At 33.1% G+C, this 6,436-nt stretch carries 5 protein-coding genes; all 5 read right to left on the bottom strand.

Translation table 11 applies throughout. From position 1 onward, the window contains the following. Window positions 1–156: 156 nt before the first annotated feature. The gene (locus tag CRN98_RS14865; protein WP_097028213.1) at window positions 157–951 is read right to left on the bottom strand and encodes an XdhC family protein; all 795 of its coding nucleotides are present in this window, start codon (window positions 949–951) and stop codon (window positions 157–159) included. Between the two features lie 56 nt (window positions 952–1,007). Continuing rightward, window positions 1,008–3,269, bottom strand: a complete 2,262-nt coding sequence (locus CRN98_RS14860) for a xanthine dehydrogenase family protein molybdopterin-binding subunit (protein WP_097028212.1) — start codon at window positions 3,267–3,269, stop codon at window positions 1,008–1,010. Between the two features lie 15 nt (window positions 3,270–3,284). After that, a complete protein-coding gene (locus CRN98_RS14855; RefSeq protein WP_179632181.1) occupies window positions 3,285–4,133 on the bottom strand; it encodes an FAD binding domain-containing protein in 849 nt (282 codons plus the stop codon). Window positions 4,134–4,157: 24 nt separating this feature from the next. Further along, window positions 4,158–4,619 (bottom strand): (2Fe-2S)-binding protein, encoded by a 462-nt coding sequence (locus CRN98_RS14850; protein ID WP_097028218.1) that lies wholly within the window; start codon window positions 4,617–4,619, stop codon window positions 4,158–4,160. Window positions 4,620–4,796: 177 nt separating this feature from the next. Further along, window positions 4,797–6,323 (bottom strand): HAL/PAL/TAL family ammonia-lyase, encoded by a 1,527-nt coding sequence (locus tag CRN98_RS14845; protein WP_097028210.1) that lies wholly within the window; start codon window positions 6,321–6,323, stop codon window positions 4,797–4,799. Between the last annotated feature and the right edge of the window lie 113 nt (window positions 6,324–6,436).

The following is a 6,436-nucleotide window of genomic DNA, read 5'->3' as shown; positions in this document are numbered from 1 at the left end:
AAATGTCGTTAAGAACCTTCTACTGTCTGACCAAAGGGAGTTTAGAAGGTTTAGATATTTTAATTTCAGAAATATTAGACCTTTTTTGCGAAACGAACGCTTTCTTAAATGCAAATTCCCTGCGGGAGGTTCAACATTAAAAATGTCGCATTATTTCTAAAGTTTCATATGCTTCAAGGCCCCGCCGTTTTTAATCATTAAAATTTCTGCAAATATGCTTATAGCAATTTCATTTGGCTCATTACCTCCAAGCTTTAAGCCTATAGGAGCATATACCTTATTTAAAGCTTCTTTATCTACTCCCTTTTCTTGAAGTCTATTAATCATATTTATAACTTTGCCCTTACTTCCTATCATACCTATATATTTAGCTTTTGAATTAATTACACTTTCTAAAGCTATTTCATCACATAAATGCCCTCTAGTTACTATTATTATATAGGTGTTTTCATCAATAGGGTATTTACTTAAGTTTTCTTTAAAATCTCCTACAATGGTTTCTTCTACATCTTTAAATCTTTCTTTATTTGCATATTCTTCTCTATCATCAAATACTACTGTATAGTAATTTAAAAACTTACTAATTTTTGCAAGCTCTATTCCTATATGTCCACCCCCAACTATTAAAAGTTTAGGTGTAGGTAAAAAGGATTTTATAAATACTTTAGTCTGTCCCCCGCAGTCCATTTGTAGACCTCCTTCACCGGTCTGCAATGAATAGATAAATTCCTTACTTATTCCTTTTTCTATACATTCTAAAGAATCCTTAATTGTTGTATATTCAAGCTTTCCGCCGCCTACAGTTCCACAGGTTGTACCATCTTCAAAAACAGCCATCATTGCGTTTATTTTTCCTGGAGAGGATCCTTGTACTTCCGTTACCATTGCTAAAGCACATTTTTTATTTTCATTAACTTTCTTTAGTACTTCTTCCATTATCCTTGCTTCCATCTTTAATTAACCCCCAGTTTTTAATCATAATATTACTTATATTATAATTATATCCTTTATTTTCTATTTTTCAAAGCGGATATTATTCTCTCTGGAGTTGCTGGAAGCTCAGTTATGTTAACCTTAAGAGTATTATTTATAGCATTTATAATAGCCGGTCCCATCCCATTTGTTGCAATTTCCCCAACACTCTTTGCACCATAAGGACCATATTCATCTGGATATTCAATTAAATCAATATTCACTTTAGGCATATCAGGGGCATTTACTACGTGGTACTTGCTGAAACTGTTGTTCTTAATTCTTCCATTTTTATCTATTTCCATTTCCTCAGTTAATGCATAACCTATACCCATTTGTGCCGCTCCCTGTATTTGTCCTTCTACAAAAGTTTTGTTTATAGCTCTTCCTATATCATGTACAGCTAATATTTCATTAACCTTAGTCATTCCCGTTAAAGTATCCACTGTGACTTCTGCAAATACCACTGCATATACTCCAGGATTTGCTGGTGAGTGATAGGTATAAGTTACAGACATATCATCGCTAAACTTTTTCTCAGCTAAAACCACTATTTCTCCATAACTTAAAACCTTATCTTCATCGTTTTTATTCCATGCCTTTTCATTTTTTATAACTATATCTTCTTCACTGCATTCAAGTATTTTAGCAGCATAATTTTTTATTCTTTCCTTAAGTAATTCTGAAACCTTTTTAGCTGCTCCTCCATTTACATAGGTAACCCTACTTGCTTGAGTTCCTGCTGAATCATAAGGAGTTACAAAAGTATCCCCCTCTAGTGCTCTTACTTTTTCAATATCCATATCTAAAGCTTCTGCTACTATTTGCCTCATAACCGTTACAGTTCCACATCCCAAATCATGTACTGTTTCCTTTAAAAGTACGCTTCCATCAGTATCCATTTGTATTGTAGCTGTAGTAAAGTCTGGATGTGCTCCATAATAACCATTTCCATGAGTTACACAGGCCATTCCAACTCCTGTGGCATATCTTCCATCAAAGCTTGTGTCATTCCATCTCTCCTTCCAATTAAACCTTTCCATCCCTCTAACTACGCAATCGACTACTCTAGCATTGCCTAGGTCTACTCCTTTAGCTAAATCCTTATCATAAGGATGCACTAAATTTTTAAGTCTAAACTCTGCAGGATCCATATTTAATTTCCTTGCCACGTTATCCATATTTATTTCAGTTATGGCATGAACTTGAGGTGCCCCATATCCCCTGCAGGCTCCTCCTATAGGAGTATTTGTATAAACCACATGAGCTGTGTATTTTTGATTTTCTATTCTATAAAGTCTAGATAATTTTTTACCGATGGACATACAAATTGCATCACCATTAGTAAAATATGCTCCAGTATCTACTATAAGGTCAACTTCTCTTCCTAATATACTTCCATCCTTTGTTACAGCAGTTTTTACATTCCCTATTATATTATGTCTTGTTCTACTGCCTACTATGGTTTGACTTCTATCCAATTGAATTTTTATAGGTCTTTTTAAATCTAATGCCACATAGGCACATATTGGTTCTACTATAGGATGAGTTTTTCCCCCAAAGGAACCTCCCATAGGTGATTTTATTATCCTTATTTTTCTTTTAGGTATATTAAGTGCATCAGACACTACAAGCTGACTTTGAAAAACCTCCTGACATGGAGAATAAACTATTATATTATTAAATTCATCTATTTTAGCTATTGCTAAATGGGTTTCCATAGCTGCATGATGTATTTTAGGAGTAGTTATAGTATCCTCAACTATTAAATCTGCTTTCTCAAAAGCTCTTCTACTATCTCCATATTCAATTCTCTTGTCCATTACATGATTATCATTTTCTTCATGAATTTTAAAAGAACTTTTATTAAGAGCTTCTCTAGGGTCTACAACTACAGGAAGCTTCTCATATTCAACTTTTATGAGTTTAGCTGCTTTTTCTGCAGTTAAATTATCTTTAGCAACTACGAGCGCTACTCTATCTCCTACAAATCTTACTTCACTATCAAACATCAGCTCATCTTTTATAGTTTCTAATGCTTCATACCATCTATGTGAATTATAATAATTTTTAGGTGTGTTTTTATAGGTATATATCTTTACAACTCCTGGAAGTTTTTCAGCTTCTTTTGTATCTATATCCTTTATGATTCCATGAGCTACATCACTTAATAAAAGCTTTCCATGAAGCATTCCTTCAAATTTCATATCACTTACATACTTTAGCTTTCCTGTTACCTTTTCATTTACATCATGTACTGGAACATAATTTCCTATATATCTAAATTCCTCCGCCATATTATCACCATCCCATTATCTAAAAATATTTTTAAGTACATCCCCGCCAATTCCTCTTATTGCTTCTCTTTTATAAGGTCTAGATTCCCTTGTAGGTATTGATAAATCAACTTGTCTTTGGAGTGTATCTTTAAATTCTTCTAAAAGCTCCTGTGTAAAAACTTTACCTTCTAATAATTCCTCAGCTATTTTAGACCTAAAAGCCTTAGGCCCTAGTGATCCTATTGCTACTTTTACATCTTTCATTCTATCTTCATATTTTAAAGCTATAGAAATGCTTAATTTTGAAATAGTTACGCTGCTTCTACTTCCAACCTTCACAAATGAGGTGTTATATTCTTTGTATTTTAAAGGAACTAAGATTTCAGTGATAACTTCTCCAAGCTCTAAATTATTTTTATGAAGCCCTGCTACCACATCATCTAATTTTCTTATGTTTTCTTGTGCATATTTATTTAAGGTTTTCACCTCTGCATCTAAAGATAAAAGTGCTGGAATGGAATCTGCTGCTGGAGATGCATTTGCTATGTTTCCAGCTATGGTTGCAGTATTTCTTATTTGGGTAGAACCAACTTTTTCTGCAGATTCTTTTAAGCATTTAAAATATTTATTTACTGTAGGGTTATATTCTATTTCTGAAAAAGTAGTATTTGCACCTATCTTTAAAAAGTTATCTTCTTCTTTTATATATTTAAGTTTTTCTATTCCTGAAAGGTCTATTATATTGATATTATATAATCCCTTTTCTCTCATCTTTACAATAAAATCTGTGCCCCCAGATATAAAGTAAGTGTTATTGTCTATGTTCTTAAGCAAAGACTTAAATTCTTCTAAGTTCTTTGGAGTTTCTGCTTTCATAGTCATAATTTTACCTCCCATAAAGCTTTATTATTTTTCTACAGTGATAGCATCTATAACTGCTTCAATTATTTTTGTATATCCTGTACATCTGCATAAATTTCCTTCAATAGCTCTTTTTATCTCTTCAGATGTAGGGCTGGAATTTTTCATAAGAAGTGCCTTACAGGACATAAGCATTCCAGGTGTACAAAACCCACATTGTACTGCTCCTTTTTTTATGAAGGACTTTTGCAGCTGGTCAAGTTCTCCATCCTGCTCTAAATATTCTATAGTAAGTATTTCTTTATCCCTTGCTTGTATTCCAAGCACCATACAAGAATTTACTGCTTTACCGTTCATTATAACTGTACAAGCACCACATTCCCCTTCGCTGCATCCCTCTTTTGTACCTGTAAGCTCTAAATTTTCTCTTAATATATCAAGTAGCCTTTTAGCTGGATCTATATCTAATTCATGATTAATTCCATTTACTCTTAAGTGTAGTAGCATCTTTTTCAGCTCCTCATATTCATTATTTAAATTAATATTATCATCTAAAAGTCTAAAAAAAGTCACAAAGTAATTTCCTATTTAGTTATTAGTAATATAAGGCGATGTTTTAATATTATAAACATCGCCTTATATTTAAATCTTATTTACATTGGCCCAAAATTTATAGTTATATTTTTACTCGTTTTTACTCATTTCTTCCGTTACCCTATTTAAAATTTTGTTTGATTTTATAAGTTCATAAGCTTTTCTTATATCCTCTGTTAGGTTTCTGTCCTTATGATAAAATGGAATAACTTCTCTTATAGTTTCATATGCAATTTTCGTTCCTCTTCCTTGATGAATATCATTTCTCAAGTCAATTGCTTGTACTGCATGAAGCATTTCTATACCTAGTATATATCTTAAATTATCAACAATCTTTCTTGTCTTTTGTACTACATATGGTGAGTTATTAGCATGATCCTCTATATCTCCTGCAACAGAAAAGAAGTCACTAGTTGATGGATTTGATAAATGTCTTATCTCAGCATCCAATGATGTAAATGCCTTTTGTATAGTTCCATAGCATATTACATTATCCGCTGGAGATAAAAATCTTGGAAGCTTTGTAAAATCAGGATTACTTAACTTCATAGTTCTATAACAGCTAACCTTTGACAAATGACTTAACGCAATTCCTAACATTTCAAAACCAAGTACCCAAGTAGTTGGTTCAAAATTAGAGCAAGATATCATTCTTCTCTCATCTAATATTACACATGGATTATCGTCTGATGAGTTCATTTGTATTGTCAAATATTTTGTTACATACTCAAGTGCATCTCTTATAGATCCATGCACATGAGCCGAACCTCTAAAGCTTAATGGATCCTGTACTGGCTTTTTCCAATCTGGCTCCCAAATATAACTGCCCTCAAGATATTTTGTTATTTTTTCTGCACTATATCTTTGTCCTGGGAACGGTCTAACTTCATGAGTTTTAGGGTCAAGCGGTGAGGTATTTCCATTGAGTCCTTCAAGGGATAAGGCATATATTATATCTGCAATATCTAGTAAATCCTCTACATCTTTTACTACTAATGCTCCCTCTCCTGCTGCTAACGCATTAGAACTTACAATAGCAAGTCCATCTTTAGGCCCTAATATTACAGAATTTAGTCCTGCCTTTTCTAACGCTTCCTTTGCTGGCATTTTAAATCCATTATAGTAGGCATCTCCTTCACCAAGCATTGTGAGTCCTATATGAGATAAGCACGCTATATCTGCTTCACCTACGGAACCTCTTTCTGGCATAACTGGAGTTACATCACTATTTAACATTTCTGCATACATAAAAGCCACTTCTGGCTGAATTCCTGTACAACCGCAAAGCAACGTATTAAGTCTTGTAAGCATTATTGCTCTAACTTCTTCTATACTTGCCTCAGGCTCTATTGCTACACAATGAGCACGTATTAAATTGGTGTTGTACTCCTGAAAAAAATCCTTAAACACTCTTTTATCCTTATTCCAGCCTACCCCTGTATTAAATCCATATACTGGGACATTGCTATCTGCTAAATCAAATACAAGCTTTCTTGATTCATGTAATTTATTTTTTCCTTCTTCACTTATCTCTACTTTATATCCTTCTCTTGCAACTTTACTAAGATCATCTATAGTTAAATCCTTACCGTTTAACACTATTGTCTTTTCCTTCATAGTTTAAACTCTCCCTTCAAATTTCTTCCATAACCCCAGGGGTCATTACATATTTTACAAGATAAAGTATTAGTTAAAAGTCGGCCTGAGCCGACTTTTTTCAATAATTATTC

It is taken from the genome of Clostridium peptidivorans, from assembly GCF_900205925.1.
In the GTDB taxonomy this organism is placed as follows: Bacteria; Bacillota; Clostridia; order Clostridiales; family Clostridiaceae; genus Clostridium_AK; species Clostridium_AK peptidivorans.
Note: the sequence above shows the minus strand (reverse complement) of the source record. Positions and strands in the feature narration are given on the sequence as shown.

Bases quoted from the DNA above. Each gene is read 5' to 3' on its own strand.
- CRN98_RS14865 (WP_097028213.1), bottom strand. From the start codon at position 951: ATGGAAGCAAGGATAATGGAAGAAGTACTAAAGAAAGTTAATGAAAAT.
- CRN98_RS14860 (WP_097028212.1), bottom strand. From the start codon at position 3,269: ATGGCGGAGGAATTTAGATATATAGGAAATTATGTTCCAGTACATGAT.
- CRN98_RS14855 (WP_179632181.1), bottom strand. From the start codon at position 4,133: ATGACTATGAAAGCAGAAACTCCAAAGAACTTAGAAGAATTTAAGTCT.
- CRN98_RS14850 (WP_097028218.1), bottom strand. From the start codon at position 4,619: ATGCTACTACACTTAAGAGTAAATGGAATTAATCATGAATTAGATATA.
- CRN98_RS14845 (WP_097028210.1), bottom strand. From the start codon at position 6,323: ATGAAGGAAAAGACAATAGTGTTAAACGGTAAGGATTTAACTATAGAT.